The organism is Agrobacterium radiobacter, from assembly GCF_040801995.1.
GTDB lineage: Bacteria > Pseudomonadota > Alphaproteobacteria > Rhizobiales > Rhizobiaceae > Agrobacterium > Agrobacterium radiobacter.
In genome coordinates, this window is sequence record NZ_JBEGHX010000002.1 from 1,556,158 (window position 1) to 1,571,244 (window position 15,087).

Annotated in this window: 17 protein-coding genes; 6 read left to right on the forward strand and 11 right to left on the reverse strand. The window is 61.4% G+C overall.

What is annotated here, in order from left to right:
* The first annotated feature begins 4 nt into the window (after positions 1 to 4).
* The 3 genes from MRBLRC7O_RS20960 to MRBLRC7O_RS20970 all read left to right on the forward strand — a co-directional run bounded on the left by MRBLRC7O_RS20960 (position 5) and on the right by MRBLRC7O_RS20970 (position 2,715).
* Complete coding sequence (locus MRBLRC7O_RS20960) at positions 5 to 1,690, forward strand: GMC oxidoreductase (RefSeq protein WP_060726721.1); 1,686 nt, start codon at positions 5 to 7, stop codon at positions 1,688 to 1,690.
* Positions 1,690 to 2,250: a gluconate 2-dehydrogenase subunit 3 family protein gene (locus MRBLRC7O_RS20965; RefSeq protein ID WP_031233468.1), complete on the forward strand. Its 561-nt coding sequence runs from the start codon at positions 1,690 to 1,692 to the stop codon at positions 2,248 to 2,250. Before MRBLRC7O_RS20960 ends, MRBLRC7O_RS20965 begins: the two co-directional genes overlap by 1 nt.
* A gap of 69 nt (positions 2,251 to 2,319) precedes the next feature.
* Positions 2,320 to 2,715, forward strand: a complete 396-nt coding sequence (locus MRBLRC7O_RS20970; protein ID WP_031233466.1) for a c-type cytochrome — start codon at positions 2,320 to 2,322, stop codon at positions 2,713 to 2,715.
* Positions 2,716 to 2,785: 70 nt separating this feature from the next.
* On the opposite strand, the gene MRBLRC7O_RS20975 is transcribed toward MRBLRC7O_RS20970, so the two are convergent.
* The 3 genes from MRBLRC7O_RS20975 to nirK form a co-directional block, all read right to left on the reverse strand.
* The gene (locus tag MRBLRC7O_RS20975) at positions 2,786 to 3,487 is read right to left on the reverse strand and encodes a Crp/Fnr family transcriptional regulator (RefSeq protein WP_020809046.1); all 702 of its coding nucleotides are present in this window, start codon (positions 3,485 to 3,487) and stop codon (positions 2,786 to 2,788) included.
* A 149-nt stretch (positions 3,488 to 3,636) separates the two neighbouring features.
* Complete coding sequence (locus MRBLRC7O_RS20980) at positions 3,637 to 4,554, reverse strand: SUMF1/EgtB/PvdO family nonheme iron enzyme (protein WP_003504636.1); 918 nt, start codon at positions 4,552 to 4,554, stop codon at positions 3,637 to 3,639.
* Positions 4,555 to 4,665: 111 nt separating this feature from the next.
* Positions 4,666 to 5,808, reverse strand: a complete 1,143-nt coding sequence (gene nirK, locus MRBLRC7O_RS20985) for a copper-containing nitrite reductase (RefSeq protein WP_020809044.1) — start codon at positions 5,806 to 5,808, stop codon at positions 4,666 to 4,668.
* 236 nt (positions 5,809 to 6,044) lie between these two features.
* On the opposite strand from nirK, the gene MRBLRC7O_RS20990 reads away from it, so the two are divergent.
* Positions 6,045 to 7,277: an NnrS family protein gene (locus tag MRBLRC7O_RS20990; protein ID WP_020809043.1), complete on the forward strand. Its 1,233-nt coding sequence runs from the start codon at positions 6,045 to 6,047 to the stop codon at positions 7,275 to 7,277.
* Positions 7,278 to 7,359: 82 nt separating this feature from the next.
* Here MRBLRC7O_RS20990 and MRBLRC7O_RS20995 read toward each other — a convergent pair whose 3' ends face one another.
* The 8 genes from MRBLRC7O_RS20995 to MRBLRC7O_RS21030 form a co-directional block, all read right to left on the reverse strand.
* Positions 7,360 to 7,893: a DUF2249 domain-containing protein gene (locus MRBLRC7O_RS20995; protein WP_020809042.1), complete on the reverse strand. Its 534-nt coding sequence runs from the start codon at positions 7,891 to 7,893 to the stop codon at positions 7,360 to 7,362.
* Between the two features lie 78 nt (positions 7,894 to 7,971).
* Entirely contained in the window at positions 7,972 to 8,277 is a 306-nt protein-coding gene (locus MRBLRC7O_RS21000; protein WP_020809041.1) for a DUF2249 domain-containing protein, read from the reverse strand.
* A gap of 146 nt (positions 8,278 to 8,423) precedes the next feature.
* A complete protein-coding gene (locus MRBLRC7O_RS21005) occupies positions 8,424 to 10,322 on the reverse strand; it encodes a nitric oxide reductase activation protein NorD (RefSeq protein WP_020809040.1) in 1,899 nt (632 codons plus the stop codon).
* A gap of 72 nt (positions 10,323 to 10,394) precedes the next feature.
* Positions 10,395 to 11,207 carry a CbbQ/NirQ/NorQ/GpvN family protein gene (locus MRBLRC7O_RS21010; RefSeq protein ID WP_031233464.1) on the reverse strand — a complete coding sequence of 271 codons (813 nt, stop codon included), beginning with the start codon at positions 11,205 to 11,207 and terminating at the stop codon, positions 10,395 to 10,397.
* Between the two features lie 66 nt (positions 11,208 to 11,273).
* Positions 11,274 to 12,620 carry a nitric-oxide reductase large subunit gene (locus MRBLRC7O_RS21015; protein WP_003504648.1) on the reverse strand — a complete coding sequence of 449 codons (1,347 nt, stop codon included), beginning with the start codon at positions 12,618 to 12,620 and terminating at the stop codon, positions 11,274 to 11,276.
* 24 nt (positions 12,621 to 12,644) lie between these two features.
* Positions 12,645 to 13,097, reverse strand: a complete 453-nt coding sequence (locus tag MRBLRC7O_RS21020) for a c-type cytochrome (RefSeq protein ID WP_003504650.1) — start codon at positions 13,095 to 13,097, stop codon at positions 12,645 to 12,647.
* A 178-nt stretch (positions 13,098 to 13,275) separates the two neighbouring features.
* Positions 13,276 to 13,566 (reverse strand): hypothetical protein, encoded by a 291-nt coding sequence (locus MRBLRC7O_RS21025; protein WP_020809038.1) that lies wholly within the window; start codon positions 13,564 to 13,566, stop codon positions 13,276 to 13,278.
* A gap of 4 nt (positions 13,567 to 13,570) precedes the next feature.
* Entirely contained in the window at positions 13,571 to 14,104 is a 534-nt protein-coding gene (locus tag MRBLRC7O_RS21030) for a cytochrome c oxidase subunit 3 (RefSeq protein ID WP_020809037.1), read from the reverse strand.
* A gap of 137 nt (positions 14,105 to 14,241) precedes the next feature.
* Here MRBLRC7O_RS21030 and MRBLRC7O_RS21035 point away from each other — a divergent pair, with 137 nt between their 5' ends.
* Both MRBLRC7O_RS21035 and MRBLRC7O_RS21040 read left to right on the forward strand, forming a co-directional pair.
* Positions 14,242 to 14,397: a hypothetical protein gene (locus MRBLRC7O_RS21035; RefSeq protein ID WP_003504656.1), complete on the forward strand. Its 156-nt coding sequence runs from the start codon at positions 14,242 to 14,244 to the stop codon at positions 14,395 to 14,397.
* 12 nt (positions 14,398 to 14,409) lie between these two features.
* Complete coding sequence (locus tag MRBLRC7O_RS21040; RefSeq protein WP_020809036.1) at positions 14,410 to 15,087, forward strand: NnrU family protein; 678 nt, start codon at positions 14,410 to 14,412, stop codon at positions 15,085 to 15,087.

A 15,087-nucleotide genomic window follows, 5' to 3' on the forward strand; every position in this document is an offset into this window, starting at 1 on the left:
TATCATGGCAAACAATCATTATGATGCGATTGTTGTCGGCTCGGGCATCAGTGGAGGCTGGGCCGCAAAGGAACTCACGCAAAAGGGCCTGAAGGTCCTGATGCTGGAGCGCGGCCGCAACATCGAGCACATCACCGACTATCAGAATGCCGACAAGGAAGCCTGGGATTACCCCCATCGCAACCGCGCCACGCAGGAAATGAAGGCGAAATATCCCGTTCTCAGCCGCGATTATCTGCTGGAAGAGGCAACGCTCGGCATGTGGGCCGATGAGCAGGAAACGCCCTATGTCGAGGAAAAGCGGTTCGACTGGTTCCGCGGTTATCATGTCGGCGGCCGCTCGCTGCTCTGGGGCCGTCAGACCTATCGCTGGTCGCAGACCGATTTCGAGGCCAATGCGAAAGAAGGCATCGCCGTCGACTGGCCGATCCGTTATGAAGACGTCTCCCCCTGGTATGATTATGTCGAGCGCTTCGCCGGCATTTCCGGCAGCCGCGAGGGGCTGGACATTCTCCCTGACGGCGAATTCCTGCCGCCCATTCCGCTCAATTTCGTGGAGCAGGATGTGGCCAGCCGGCTGAAGAAGGCGTTCAAGGGCACGCGCCACCTCATCAATTCGCGCTGCGCCAACATTACCCAGGAACTTCCCGATCAGGAGCGCACGCGCTGTCAGTTCCGCAACAAGTGCCGGCTGGGCTGTCCCTTCGGCGGCTATTTCAGCACGCAGGCATCCACCCTGCCTGCGGCGGTCGCCACCGGCAATCTCACTTTGCGGCCTTTCTCCATCGTCAAGGAAATCCTCTACGACAAGGACAGGAAGAAGGCGCGCGGCGTCGAGATCATCGATGCAGAAACCAACCTGACCTATGAATACACCGCCGACATCATTTTCCTGAACGCCTCGACGCTGAACTCGACCTGGGTGCTGATGAATTCGGCCACCGATGTCTGGGAAGGCGGGCTTGGCAGCAGCTCAGGCGAACTCGGCCACAACGTGATGGACCACCATTTCCGCATGGGCGCGACAGGCCAGGTGGAAGGTTTCGAGGACTTCTACTTCAAGGGCCGCCGTCCCGCGGGTTTCTACATTCCGCGTTTCCGCAATACCGGCGACGACAAGCGCAAATATCTGCGTGGTTTCGGGTATCAGGGCTCGGCCAGCCGTTCGCGCTGGGAACGGGAAATCGCCGAGCTCAATATCGGAGCCGATTACAAGGAAGCGCTGACCGAGCCGGGCGGCTGGACCATCGGCATGACCGCTTTCGGCGAAATGCTGCCCTACCATGAGAACCGCGTGAAGCTCGATCATGAGAAGAAGGACAAATGGGGCCTTCCGGTCCTCTCCATGAATGTCGAGATGAAGCAGAACGAACTCGACATGCGCGAAGACATGGTCAATGACGCCGTCGAGATGTTCGAGGCGGTCGGCATCAAGAACGTCAAACCCTCCAGGGGCAGCTATGCACCCGGCATGGGCATTCACGAAATGGGAACGGCCCGCATGGGGCGCGACCCGAAAACCTCCGTCCTCAACGGCAACAACCAGGTCTGGGATGCACAGAACGTCTTCGTGACTGATGGTGCCTGCATGACCTCGGCTTCCTGCGTCAACCCGTCTTTGACCTACATGGCGCTGACGGCGCGTGCCGCCGAATTTGCCGTTTCCGAACGCAAGAAGGGGAACCTATGATGAACAGACGCGAACTGCTGAAACTGATAGCCATTGCCACCGGCCTTCCGCTGATCGGCGCGGATGTCCTGACGGCCGCGGAAAATGCTGCCAAGCCTGCCGGCGCTGGCCATGTCTTTACACCGGAGGAAATCCGCTTTCTGGACGAAGTGGCGGAGACCATCATTCCCCGCACTTCCACGCCCGGTGCGAAGGATGCCGAAGTGGGTGCATTCATGGCCGTCTATGCAGCCGATTGCTACACCGACGAGCAGCGGGCGCTCTTCCTTTCGGCAATTTCGGACATCGAGAAGCGCAGCCAGACCGAACACAAGAAGGCCTTTCTGGAGCTGACGGCGGGAGAGCGACAGGCGCTGCTTTCGGCGCTGGACAAGCAGGCCAAGGCTGAACAGACACCGGCGAAACCGCACGCCTTCACGCTGGTCAAGCAACTGACGCTGCTCGGCTTCTTCACCTCGAAGATCGGGGCCACGGAAGTTCTCGTCTACGACGAGATTCCCGGTGGTTTCGAAGACCGCATTTCCTACAAGAGGGGCACGCCTGCCTGGGGCACGACCTGAAGAGAGAGCTGTTGGCCCGTCCGCATTTGCGGGCGGGCCGCATTCATACGGCAAGACAAGGATGACATGATGCGCAAGACACTCATCATCGCGGCGGCTATGCTGACCGCAAGCACCGTTCCCGCTCTTTCGGAGGGCGATGTTGCCAAGGGGGAGGCGGTCTTCAAGCGCTGTTCCGCCTGTCACGCCATAGGCGGGGGCGCGAAAAACAGGGTCGGCCCACAGCTTAACGGCATCATTGGCCGTGCGGCGGGCGGCGTGCCTGACTATACTTATTCGAGTGCGATGAAAAAAGCGGGCGAGGACGGTCTCGTCTGGACGCCGGAGGAATTGCGGGATTTCCTGAGCGCGCCAAAAAAGAAAATACCCGGAAACAAGATGGCGCTGGCCGGCATCAGCAAGCCGGAAGATCTGGACAATCTCATCGCCTATATTGAAAGCGCGGCCTCAAAGCCGGTTGAGTGAGAGCCGGGGGCTACCCGGTCGAGGCCCGCCCTTGGCGAAGGCCAAGCACATGGAGGCAGGCGCCTCCACTCTACACCTGGCTGGCTTCGCCTTCCGCCAGCTGGGCAAGGCCCGGCAGATTGCAGACCAGAAGCTTCTGCCGCCCGCCCTGCACCAGCCCCTTGGTCTCCCAGCTGCTGAGAATGCGCGAAACGGTGTGCAGCGTCGTGCCGGTCATTTCGGCGATATCCTGACGCGAAATCGGGAAGTCGATGCGGATGCCGTCCAGCTCCTTGCGGCCCGCCTGCTGCGAAAGGCGCAGCACGGCATGGGCCACCCGGCGCTCCACTTCCTGCGTCGACATTTCGCGGATGCGCGTATGGGCTTCCTCGAGACGCTGGCCGATTGTCTGCATGGCTGAGACGGCAAGATGCGGGTTCTGCTCGACGAATTGCGGCCAGAGATCGGTTTGCCAGGACAGGATCACGCTTTCGGCAGCCGTCGTTGCGGTACCGGGATAATCGGCCCGCTGCAGCGCCCTTGCGAAACCGAAGAGATCGCCGGGATGCACCACGCGCACGATGATCTGCTGACCGTCATGGGTCACCTGCGTTACCTTCAGGCGGCCGTGGATGAGCAGGAAGAAATGCGTGGCCGGCCGGCCCTGCTCGAAAATGGCTTCGCCCGCCGGCACTAGCCGGGATGTGGCGTGGGTCAGCAGTCCGTCCAGCTCATCGTCGGCCATCTTGGCAAACAAGGCCAGCGACCGGATGACGCTTCGGTCAATCTTCACTTGCACCCTCTCCGGTGGTCGGCCGCCGCCACGGTTCCCGCAATGGGCAATCGGGTATCGGCCTTTTCTGTATCTTCACAATACAGCACTATCACCGGTGGAAGAAGATCAAATGATATAAATCAACTAATTGTTTTAATTGACGATTATCAAGAAATGAGAGCGGCTGCGCGAAGCTTTTCGAGAAGCGGTGCATACCAGCGCGTATCCTTCACGAGCCGGAAACCGAGATTATCAGGCGGCACGCCGACCGCGCAGCCGCCGCTTTTCGGGTTTTTGACGAAGGCGCTCATCGCCGCACGGTGTTTTCCCGAAGCGACGGGAATACCGCAGGAGGCGACGGTATCCAGCATTTCGCCATCCTTGCCAAGCGTCACACGCCGGCTGCAGCTCGAGGTCCATTCCCAGACATTGCCGCCGAAATCGGCAAGGCCATATTCGTTTTCGCCGAAGCTGCCATAGGATTGCGGAACGGGATTGCCCGAGGCCTTGCGGCTGGTCTGCCGCTCATAATCCGCCAGCCAGCGCAAGGCCGGGTTTTCACTATCGGCAGCTACGCCAAGCGTCTCGTCCGGAAAAAGCGAGCCGGCGGCAAAGGCCAGTTCAGTATCACTCGGCAAGCGCCAGGTGGTGCCCGTCCGCTCGCTCAGCCATGCGGCATAGGCATGGGCATCATCCTGGCTGATGCCGGTTGCCGGTATCTCGCCGCCGACCGCAGCGGCAAAGCCGGGTTCCGGCTGCTGGCAGCCGCCTTCGGCGACGCAGCGCGCATAATCCGCGCTCGACACCTGATATTTCATGATCGTCAGATTTTGCCGCATCGTTACGTCGACCATCGGCCCATCGACGGCATAACCATTGCGGAAATATTCGCCTTCCGCCCGGTAGGTGAAACTGCCAGCAGGCACGGTAACGACCTGCGGCGGCGCCATGGCTGCGCGCGGATCAGTGCCGCTGCGGATGATCCCCGACTGGAAACCGATCGCCGTTGCCAGCAGCGTGGCAAGCGAGAGCGGCAAAAGGAGCGAGACGGCATTTGGAAAATGGCTGTTGCCGGGAATGCCCATGGGAACCTGCCTGCGTTTTGGGAACGCCAAAGTTCGGGCCTGCCTTCAGGCCGTAGAGAGCAGAAAGGAAGCGCGCCGCACTCTGTTGGCGGCGGCGCGCTTCCGGGCGCGTTAGATGCTCGACGGAGCGAGCACCGCTTGCATCAGGCTATTGTTCCACTCACCCGTCACCTTGAAGTGGGCCGCCGCGCCCAGCTCGAAGGCTTCAATGAGGTTGTGGTTGACATAGGCATAGATGCCGGGCTGCTCGAAGGTATAGAAGGCCGCGCCCGCCGTGCCGCCGGGGATGAACCAGGTTTCCTGGTCGAGATCCGGCGGGTTGCGGAATTTGCCCGTCGCCCAGACATAATCGCCATGGCCGCCGATGAGGTGCGGGCGGGTATCGCGGTTCGCCTGCGAATGCACGATCAGCACCTTTTCGCCCACGGCGGCCTGAAGGGCGTGTTCCCCCGTCAGGGCGCCGACTGCGCCGTTAAAGACGATGTGGCTTGGCGTCAGCTTGCGCATGACTTCCAGCGTATCGGCCATGGCGTCGCCGGCGCTTTCATATTTCTTGAAACTGCCGTTCTCGTCGCGGGGGATGTAGAAGTCCTGTTCGCCGACATAATAGACCTTGTCATAAACAAGCTCCTTGCCGTGGCCGTCCGTCAGGCCCTCGCGCGGCAGCACCATGATCGCGCCATTCATGCCCGAGGTAACGTGCCACGGCACCATGCCGGGAGGTGCGCAGTGATAGACGAAGACGCCGGCCTTGGTGGCCTTGAACCGCAGGATCGCCTTTTCACCGGGGTTGACGATGGTGAGCCCGCCGCCGCCGAGCGCGCCGGTGGCCGAGTGGAAATCGATATTGTGCTGCAGCTCATTGGTATCGGGGTTGATGAGGGTCAGTTCGACATAGTCGTCCTGATGCACCACCATCAAGGGGCCGGGAACCGAGCCGTTGAACGTCATGGCGTGGACCTCGGTGCCCTTGTCGTCGAGGACCATTTTCTGTTCCTTGATCGTCAAGGTGAACTCGACGATCTTCGGTCCGCCTTCGGCTTTCTGCGTATGGGCGTGCACGAAGGGCGGCTTGACGAGATCAACCTTTACGCGAGGAAGCGCTGCAATCTCCGCGCTCGTCAATGGCTTGGCTGCGGCCTTCTTTTCCTCTGCCGCGCTCGCCGCCGATGGTATGACCATGGGGGCTACAGCCCCTGCAAATGCTGCGCCTGCGAGAATATTACGCCGTGTGATGTGGAAGGTTTCCGTCATCATATTTCTCCTGTCCCTCTTAGGGCAGAGCATGTTTCGCTCTGTCACAGCATTTGTAGCGGAGGGGCGGAAATACAATTTGAGATGGAGCAAACTGCGCGTCGGGCCACCTGCGACATTTTGGCAGGCGGTTACGGCTTCATGCGGAGGCGTCACACCTCCTCTTTGCCTGTTCGCAAAGAAGCGAGACGGGCTTGCGTCTAGACATATGTCAAGACCAAACGAGGAGCATTATAATGAGTGGTAGCCAAACCGTTCTCACCGAAGGGCGCAGCCGGCCAAAGGGCGGCATTCCAAGGGGGCTGGCACGCACCGGCCCGGTTATCTTTTCTTACGGCTTCCGGCCATTTTTCCTCGGCGGCGCCATCTGGGCCATCGTGGCGATGGTGTTGTGGATCGCAGCCCTTTCCGGCCTTGTCGACATCGGCGGAGATTACGGTGCGCCGAACTGGCATGCCCATGAGATGCTGTTTGGTTTCGCTTCGGCGGTGCTGGCCGGCTTTCTACTGACGGCTGTGCCGAACTGGACGGGGCGGCTGCCGGTGTCGGGCAAACCGCTGGTCTGGCTGTTTGCGCTCTGGTGCGCGGGCCGGATTTTCCTGCTCGTGCCGGACACGGTGGGCGTGGTCACCGCCGCAGCCGTTGACGGACTTTTCCTGCCGGCACTTCTCACGATCTGCGCGCGCGAGGTCATTGCCGGGCGCAAGTGGAAGGACCTCAAAGTGCTGGGCGGGCTATTGGCGCTTTCCGTCGCCAATATCATTTTCCATGTGGCGGCGATCGAAGGCGACCTGAGCCAGATGGCGACCCGCCTTGCCGTTTCGGCCTACACCGTGCTCGTCATTATCGTCGGCGGCCGGATCGTGCCGAGTTTTACCCGCAACTGGCTGAACCGTTTCGGCCGCACGGATTTCCCCGTGCCCTATAATGGCTTCGACACCGCCGCCATCCTCACCGGCATCGCGGCGCTGGCCGTCTGGACGGTAGAGCCCGAGAGCATGGTGGCCGTGCCCACGGCACTTCTGGCAGCTTTCATGCACGCCGTGCGTCTCATCCGCTGGCGCGGCTGGACAACCTGGCCTGAGCAGGTGCTAGTAGTGCTGCATGTGGCCTATGCCTTCATCCCCGCCGGTTTCATCGCCATTGCGCTGGCGGCTCTCGATGTCATGGACACGCGGTCCGTCCTGCACATCTTCACTGTCGGCGTCATCGGCTGCATGATGCTTGCGGTCATGACGAGAGCAAGCCTTGGCCACACCGGACGCAAGCTTGCGGCCAGCAGGGTCACTATTGCCGCTTATGTGGCGCTGATCACCTGCGCGCTGCTGAGACCTACAGCCGAGTTCTTCCCCGGCGCCATGATGCATCTTTACGCCTGCTCGGCGCTTCTCTGGATCGTGGGTTTCGGTCTCTTCTGCGTTGAATACGGGCCGATACTGATGCGTGAGCGCAAACCGCTGAAAGCGTAGTCGGGTTCGTTGCTAAACCGCCAAAACGAAACGCCCCGGAAGCAATTTCCGGGGCGTTTCGCTATCGAGGATACCCGATGGTTTAATGTGCACCGGCCCCGGCGCGGATGAAGATGCGAAACGCCGTGCGCGCCTCGTCGAAATTACCGGCCCATTGATGGCCCCGGGCCAGAAGCTCCGGGTAGAGGAAGGTCGGTTCCTGCGGCATCAGCACGAAGATCACGGCACCCGGGGGAAGACGGTCAAGTGCGGCAAGCGTACGGCTCGTCTGACCCTCGGTCGCCTCGTCGCTGAGATCGAGATAGGTGACCGGGTCGGGCCATATCTGCGGCTCCTCTGCGTTGCCCGCAAGCGCCGGTGAAACGGAAATCTGCTCGGCTTCACTGGATTGCGGCGTAAACAGCACTTCCCAGTCGCCGCCGCCGATTTCCCGGACCTGATGGTTAAAACCGCGCTCGGCCATCACCTTGAACAGCGGAACGGGCCGGAAGGTGGCCAATAATCGCAGCGCCTCACCCGGCGCAAGCCCGGCCACGGCTTCCATGATTGCCGGAAAGGGCTCGCCGCCGCTCTGCAAAAGCGGCCGGACATCGAGTTCCCTGATCATTTCCGTCATTGCTTCACCTCGTTAGTCGGCTGGCGGCGGCACGAGCCGTCCGCCAGAGGTCTTTTCACCATGCCGCAGGCGCTGGGGTCAATGCTCGGATCCGCAGCAGCATTCGCAACCGGACATATCGTCCTCGGAGCCTTCGGCCTGTTCTTCCAGCCGGCTGATATCGAGACGCCAGACTTCCGGACCCTGTTCGAGATATTCCCAGCCGAATTCACCGGGGAAATTGGTGGCAAGCTGGTAAAGCAGCGGACGGGGATCGTGATCGCTGGTGATCTGCAGCGATTGCCCTTGAGCCAATGCGCTAAGCGCGCCGAAAATGCGCGGATGGCGTTCGCGGTGCGGAATGATGCGCACATCGATATTGGTTGCAGTTTGGGCTTCGGACATAGGCTGGCTCCACGGCCGCGGATGAAACTATGTCCGGCGGTGCGGCCGGCCGGCGGACTGGAAAAACCTATCCGCCGTGCGGTTGGGAGACATTGTCGCCGCGCAAATAAACCTGAGATTCGTCAGGTCTGTTTGCGCGACACGCTTCAGCCGGCAAGGCTGCGATAGATTGCCGGCAGCGCCGATGGCAGCTTCGCTATCCTGCTGACGATGGCATAACCGTTCTGGCCGAACATGGCCGGAATATAGGATTGCGCCTTGCTGTCGACAGTCACCCCGAAGACGCTGACGCCCGAGCGCCTTGCCTCGGAAACGGCGCGGCGGCTGTCCTCGATGGCGAAGCGACCTTCATAATGATCGACATCATTCGGCTTGCCATCCGTCAGCAACAGAAGCAGCTTGCGGCGCTCCGGTCTTTCATGCAGCTTGGCGCTGGCGTGGCGGATGGCGGGACCGATGCGGGTGTAGAAGCCGGGCTTCAGCGCCGCGATGCGACGCTCGATAGTGTGGCCCATCGGTTCATCGAAATCCTTCACTGTCTCCACTCGCACCCAGGAGCGGCGGCGTGAGGTGAAGGTCAGGATCGAGTGACTGTCGCCGCAGGCGGAAAGCCCGTGGGCAAGCACCAGCAGCGCTTCCTTTTCCACGTCCAGCACTCGGCGATTGTCGAACCAGGCGTCGGTCGACAGCGATACGTCGACGAGGATCGTCACGGCAAGATCATGCGCCTGCGGGCGGCTTGCCATATGAATGCGGTCGCTGCCCTGTCCGCCGGCGGCGATGTCGCTTCTGGCGCGCACCACCGCGTCAAGATCGAGATCGTTGCCGTCAAGCTGGGCTCGCAGCATCTCGTGACGTGGCCTCAGCACCTCGAACTGCCGCCTGACCCGGCGGATAAGGCTCTTGGTGTCCGGGTCGGGTTCCGACGCCGTCTCGGCACCCTTCGCAGGGGAGGCGATGACCCGGCAATGGTCGGCGAGGTAGGTGCCACTGCGATAATCCCATTCGGGATAGGTCAGTTCCGCCGTCAGCGGCGTATGATCCAGCGCTTCGGGCGGCAGGTCGAGATCGAAGCGGAAGCGGGCGGAAGGCCGTCCCTTTCTTTCTCCCAGCGTCATGTCGTCCAACTCGTCGGCCGCACTGCCGTCGGCATCGTCGCTGTCGTCACCGGGACGGTCGACATTGACCATCTCGGCCATGGCAAGGATTTTTTCGAAACGGTTGAGGATGAAGGGGCTTCGCTCGGTCTGCCGGTTCTCCGCCTTTTCACGCACGGCGATATGGCGGGCCGCTTCCGCCCCCTGCGGCGCGGCGCTCGCCGCCGGCTGGTCTTCGCCCTGCCGCGCCTCGGAGGTTTCGCGCAGCAGCGTGTCCGGCCAGAGCGGAACCGGCAGGATGGGCAGGTAGCGCGGCGGCGCCTTGGCCGGGAAGCCGGCGGGTGGTGTGTGGCCCTCGATCCCCGCCGCTTCCGCCAGCATGGAGAGCACCCGTTGTTCCACCTGCTGCTCGGCCTGCGGCAGCGGCCGCTTCTGGCGCACCGCGAGCAGGGCAGCGCAAAGCCGGCGATAACGGGTCTTCATTCCGGGGAAGGCATGGATGACGGCTTCCGCCAGTTCTGCGGCGCGGTCGAGCCGGACAAGATCGTTGCGCAGCGGGTCGGCGGCCACGACCGGTTGAATCGGCATCAGCGCCATGGCGGCAGCGAGCCAGAGATAAAGATCGCGGTTGAGGCGGCGGTCGGGAAACAGATCGAGCACCGGCGGCAGCATCAGCGTGGCATGATCACGGCCGGGCTGGGCCAATTTTTCTTCGCCAAGGCCCATGCGTTGGCGAAGCCTCAGCCGGTGCGTGGAGGTGCGGGCGCGGGCCGGGGCGATCTGCACCGCATGTTCACCGCCAAAACCGCGGAAACAGATGGCCAGCACGGCCTGCATATCCTCCAGCTTCACGGCATGATCCGGAAAGCGCAGCCATGTGCCGGTTTCGCCGATCAGCCTGTGCCAGGCGCGGCCGACGGTTTCTTCCAGTTCCAGAAAGTCCAGCATGGTTTATCCTCATGGCATCGAGCCGGAATGCGCGGGCCTCGCCGCGCATTCCGAGATGGATATAAATGCGCCCTATCGGATGATCGCATCCGCGACTTCATGCAGCGCGGCCTTTACGTCAGGCTCGTCGGTCAGCGGCTCGATCATCGCCGCGCGCACGGCCTGGCGGGCGGGAAGGCCGGTATCGATGAGGCTGGCGCAATAAACGAGCAGGCGGGTGGAGACGCCCTCTTCCAGATCGTGGCCTTTCAAGCCGCGCAGCCGGTGGGCGAGATCGACGAGCGGCTCGACATCGCGCGCATCCAGCCCGCTTTCATGCGAAACGACGGCAATCTCCTGCTCCTTCGGCAGGAAATCGAATTCGATGGCGACGAAACGCTGGCGGGTGCTGGGCTTCAGGCTTTTCAGAAGGTTCTGGTAGCCGGGATTGTAGGACACGACGAGCATGAAGCCGGAGGGCGCTTCCAGAACCTCGCCGGTGCGCTCCAGCGGCAGGATGCGGCGGTCGTCGGTAAGCGGATGCAGCACTACGGCCACATCCTTGCGCGCCTCGACGATCTCGTCGAGGTAACATATGCCGCCCTGGCGCACCGAGCGTGTCAGCGGGCCGTCCATCCACACGGTTTCACCGCCTTTCAGCAGGTAACGGCCGGTCAGGTCGGCGGCGGCAAGGTCGTCGTGGCATGAAACTGTCGAAAGCGGCAGGCCGAGTTTCGCCGCCATATGGCTGACGAAACGGGTTTTGCCGCAGCCTGTCGGGCCTTTCAGCAGAAGCGGTAATTGCCGCACCCAGGCGCTTTCGAACAGCACGCATTCATTGCCGAGCGGCGTGTAGAAGGGGGCATCCGGCAGGGGCGGCGGTGTCGGGCGGAAGAGGGTATTCATGGTCATCTCCATGTTTGATGGTAAGGAACCGGCTCTCCGGGGGAAAAGGAGAGCCGGTCCGTTTTCTCATTCGGCGGGCTGCACGAGGCGGGCAACGTCACCCTGTTTTTCTTTGCCCGGGACCAGGATTGCCCAGATGAACATGGCCGCCGAAATGAGAACCGCGAAACCCGAGCCGAGGCGGATCCAGTAGAAGATCGCCAGATGGTCCTGCACATCCATGAAGCTTTCGCCCATGACGCGCTGTAGCTGGATCTGCACCACGCCGGCAAAGGTCAGCGCGAAGGTCATCACCGACATGGCCGTGCACATCACCCAGAAGCTCGTCATCGAAAGCCACTGATTGTAAGGCGCGCGCTTTCGCATTTCCGGCACGGCATAGGCCATCATGGCGAGGTTCAGCATCACATAGGCGCCGAAGAAGGCGAGGTGTCCGTGGGCTGCGGTGAGCTGCGTGCCGTGGCTATAGTAATTCACCGACGACAGCGTATGCAGGAAGCCCCAGACGCCGGCACCGAAGAAGGCCATGACCGAGCAGCCGATCGACCAGAGCAGTGCCGCGCGGTTCTCATGCTTGCGGCCGGCCTTCCAGGTCATGACGAAGGTGAAGATGACCATGGTGAAGAAGGGGGCCACTTCGAGCGTCGAGAAGAGTGAGCCGATCCACTGCCAGTAACCCGGCGCGCCGATCCAGTAATAGTGGTGTCCGGTGCCGAGAATGCCCGAGAAGAGGGCAAGGCCGACGATGACATAGAGCCATTTTTCCACCACTTCGCGGTCGATGCCGTTGAGCTTGATCATCAGGAAGGCGAGGATCGAGGCCATGATCAGTTCCCACACGCCTTCCACCCACAGATGGATGACGTACCACCAGTACATCTTGTCGAGCGCCAGGTTCATGGGGTTGTAGAAGGCGAAGAGGAAGAAGATAGCCAGACCCCAGAGACCGAAGAGCAGGATGTTGATAACAGTGGTCTTGCGGCCCTTCAGCGCCGTCATGGTGATGTTGAACAGGAACATCAGGACGACGAGGACGATGCCGACCTTGATGGCGAAGGGCTGCTCGAGGAATTCGCGGCCTTCGTGGATGCGGAACATATATCCGACCACCGCAACGGCTGCGGCCACCAGAAAGATCCAGAACTGCGCGATGGCGAGTTTCGGGCTGTAAAGCTCCGTTTCCGTCTCTTCCGGCAGCAGGTAGAAGGTCGAGCCCATGAAGCCCATCAGCAGCCACACCACAAGGGCGTTGGTGTGGATCATGCGCACGATATTGAAGGGCAGAAGCTCTGAAAGCGTGTTGGGCAGTACGTAGATCGTGGCGGCGACGACGCCGAACAGGATCTGCGCCACGAACAGCCCGATTGCGCCGTAAAAATACAGCATGGCGACTTTTTGTGTCTGGTATTTCATCTCGTCATCTCCTTGCCGTCCACCTCAACCCGCCTCGTTCGGCGGCCAGTTCTGCGTCTTGATCCGGCTCGTCCATTCGAGGAAGTCGACGAGATCATCGAGCTCCTGTTCGGTGAGATTGAACTGCGGCATCTGGCGTCGGCCCTCGATGCCGGTCGGCTGGGCGGCCATCCAGCCCTTGATGGAATCGCGCGCCGCTTGCTTGTCTTCCACGCCGCCATAGCGCTTCCAGACGTTGCCGAGTTCAGGCGCGAAATAGGCGCCTTCGCCGAGCAGCGTGTGACAGTTGATGCAGGAATTTTTCTCCCACACGTGTTTGCCGCGTGCGACGCTTTCCGTCAGCGTGCTTTCATCCGTCGAGGTGGTGCGCATGTAATAATGGCTATGGGCGGTCAGCCCGACGAATATGACAAAGAAGAAGATGGAGCCGCCGTAAAAGACGTTTCGCGCTCCTGTTTTGGTCAGGCGTTCTGCCATGCCAATGGTCCTTTCCATCCGGAAGACCGCTTATGCGGACTGGCTTGATCGAACCCTCATGCCGGGATTTGCCAGCTGGCTGGCGGAATGCGGTGGGGCCTGAACCCTTTCTAGCCGTTGGCCGCGGGCGTTCTTTGCCTTTTGGCAAACAATGGGAGAGGTGGTGCCGCCGGGCTTTTCAGAGTGACAAAATGCCCTGGAGAAACGCCCGCAAAAGCGCGGCGGCGGCGAAGATGGCGGGCCATGCCAGAAGGGCGGCGCGCAGCGGGCCGCGCTCTTTCCGAAAGCCCAGAAAGTCGTCGATGACGCGTCTGGATTTCAAGAGCGCGAAAAGCAGCATCAGGCAGGCGGCTGCGACCGGCGGCAGAAACGCCGCCTTCCACGATATGACGACGGCCGTGCCGGCGAGAACGAGAATGGCGAGTGCTGCGAAGCTTCTTGCAAGCTGGCGGGAGGTGCGATGGATCATGATGTCAAACCAGATAAACGACGGGAAAGATGACGATCCAGACCAGATCGATGACATGCCACAGCGTCGTCACCAGCGTGATGTTCTCGTTTTTCGGCCAGCAGGCCACGATGAACAGCAGGATTGCGACGAAGATGACATGCAGCAGATGGAAGCCGGTGAGCAGGAAATAAAGCTCAAAGAATGCGCCATAGGCGGGATCGGAGGCGAAGGCGATTTCGGTGGAATATTCATAGAGCTTCACACCAACGAAAGCGAAGCCCAGCAGGCCGGCAAGGACAAGCGCCCGCCTTTTGCCCGGCAGCGCGGTGTAGCGGCTGGCCGCAACGGCCGCCTGCCAGCCGCTTGCCAGCAATATCAGCGTATTGAGACCGGCAAGCTGCGGCTGCAGATGCTGGCGTGCGGCGGCAAATCCCTCGGGATTGAGAGCGAAGGCGATGATGAACGCCCCGATCAGCGCGCCGAAGGCGGCAAGTTCGCTCCAGACCAGAATCCACAGGAGCAGATTTCCGCTTTCCTCTTCCGTATTGATCGCCATGGCCTTGTCCGTAATTGTAAAACAGCAAGCCACGCTTAGGCGTCCTCAAACCCCGCTTCTTTGCGGTCGGTCAAAGAAGGGAGCGCGCAAAGCCCTATTGTCCTGACAAAGCGCAACTCTGGAAAATGGAGCTTCCCATGAACGACGCACAGGTCGGGCTGATTGTCGCAACCCCTGTTATCATTGGCTTTGCGGTACTGTTGTACCGTATGGGAGTATTACAGCGCATGGGCGCGGTTTCCGCCGTTCTTGCCTCCGTGGCGATTGCGTCGGTGCTGTTCCTGAACCAATGAGAAGGCAGTCGGATGCTTGAACTTGTCGCCGCTCTTTCGCTTTTCGTGGCGCTGCATTCCATTCCCGCCGTGCCGGCCGTGCGCGGCCGGCTGATTGCGGCCATCGGCGGGCCCGCTTATTTCGGCGCTTATTCGGTCGTCTCGCTTCTGACGCTGGCCTGGGTTTTTTACGCCGCGCTGTCCGTCGATTACATTCCGCTCTGGGATGTCGCGCCCTGGCAGGCGCACGTCACGTTTCTCGCTGCTCCGACTGGTCTGTTTTTCGTGCTGGCAGGCCTCTTCAGCGTCAATCCGCTCTCCATTTCCGTGCGGCAGGGGCAGGAGCCGGGGGCAATCGTGCGCATCACGCGGCACCCGGTGCTTGTCGGTTTTCTGTTCTGGTCGCTTGGCCATGTCGTGCCGAATGGCGACCTGCGCTCGGTCATCCTGTTCGGCGGTTTTGCGTTGTTTTCGTTCGGTGGAATGGCCATGACCGAAAAACGCGCCCGGAAAAGACTGGGCGATGCGTGGGGCGCGACGGCTGCCGGCAGCGCAACGGTTCCCTTCGCAGCAATCCTCTCCGGCAAAACGCGCCTCGCCGTGGACGGGCCGATGCTGCTTGCTGCGGCGCTGACGGCGTTGACGATCTGGTGGCTGCTGGCAGGTGGCCATGCTGCGCTCTTCGGCGCGGACCCTATGGCCTATCTCTGA

Excerpts from the sequence above, each read along its gene's own strand:
- MRBLRC7O_RS20960 (WP_060726721.1), top strand. The coding sequence starts at position 5 with ATGGCAAACAATCATTATGATGCGATTGTTGTCGGCTCGGGCATCAGT.
- MRBLRC7O_RS20965 (WP_031233468.1), top strand. The coding sequence starts at position 1,690 with ATGAACAGACGCGAACTGCTGAAACTGATAGCCATTGCCACCGGCCTT.
- MRBLRC7O_RS21010 (WP_031233464.1), bottom strand. The coding sequence starts at position 11,207 with ATGAATACCCTCTTCCGCCCGACACCGCCGCCCCTGCCGGATGCCCCC.
- MRBLRC7O_RS21000 (WP_020809041.1), bottom strand. The coding sequence starts at position 8,277 with ATGTCCGAAGCCCAAACTGCAACCAATATCGATGTGCGCATCATTCCG.
- MRBLRC7O_RS21020 (WP_003504650.1), bottom strand. The coding sequence starts at position 13,097 with ATGGCAGAACGCCTGACCAAAACAGGAGCGCGAAACGTCTTTTACGGC.
- MRBLRC7O_RS20980 (WP_003504636.1), bottom strand. The coding sequence starts at position 4,554 with ATGGGCATTCCCGGCAACAGCCATTTTCCAAATGCCGTCTCGCTCCTT.
- MRBLRC7O_RS21035 (WP_003504656.1), top strand. The coding sequence starts at position 14,242 with ATGAACGACGCACAGGTCGGGCTGATTGTCGCAACCCCTGTTATCATT.
- MRBLRC7O_RS20995 (WP_020809042.1), bottom strand. The coding sequence starts at position 7,893 with ATGACGGAAATGATCAGGGAACTCGATGTCCGGCCGCTTTTGCAGAGC.
- MRBLRC7O_RS20990 (WP_020809043.1), top strand. The coding sequence starts at position 6,045 with ATGAGTGGTAGCCAAACCGTTCTCACCGAAGGGCGCAGCCGGCCAAAG.
- MRBLRC7O_RS21030 (WP_020809037.1), bottom strand. The coding sequence starts at position 14,104 with ATGGCGATCAATACGGAAGAGGAAAGCGGAAATCTGCTCCTGTGGATT.
- MRBLRC7O_RS21040 (WP_020809036.1), top strand. The coding sequence starts at position 14,410 with ATGCTTGAACTTGTCGCCGCTCTTTCGCTTTTCGTGGCGCTGCATTCC.
- MRBLRC7O_RS21025 (WP_020809038.1), bottom strand. The coding sequence starts at position 13,566 with ATGATCCATCGCACCTCCCGCCAGCTTGCAAGAAGCTTCGCAGCACTC.
- MRBLRC7O_RS21005 (WP_020809040.1), bottom strand. The coding sequence starts at position 10,322 with ATGCTGGACTTTCTGGAACTGGAAGAAACCGTCGGCCGCGCCTGGCAC.
- nirK (WP_020809044.1), bottom strand. The coding sequence starts at position 5,808 with ATGACGGAAACCTTCCACATCACACGGCGTAATATTCTCGCAGGCGCA.
- MRBLRC7O_RS21015 (WP_003504648.1), bottom strand. The coding sequence starts at position 12,620 with ATGAAATACCAGACACAAAAAGTCGCCATGCTGTATTTTTACGGCGCA.
- MRBLRC7O_RS20970 (WP_031233466.1), top strand. The coding sequence starts at position 2,320 with ATGCGCAAGACACTCATCATCGCGGCGGCTATGCTGACCGCAAGCACC.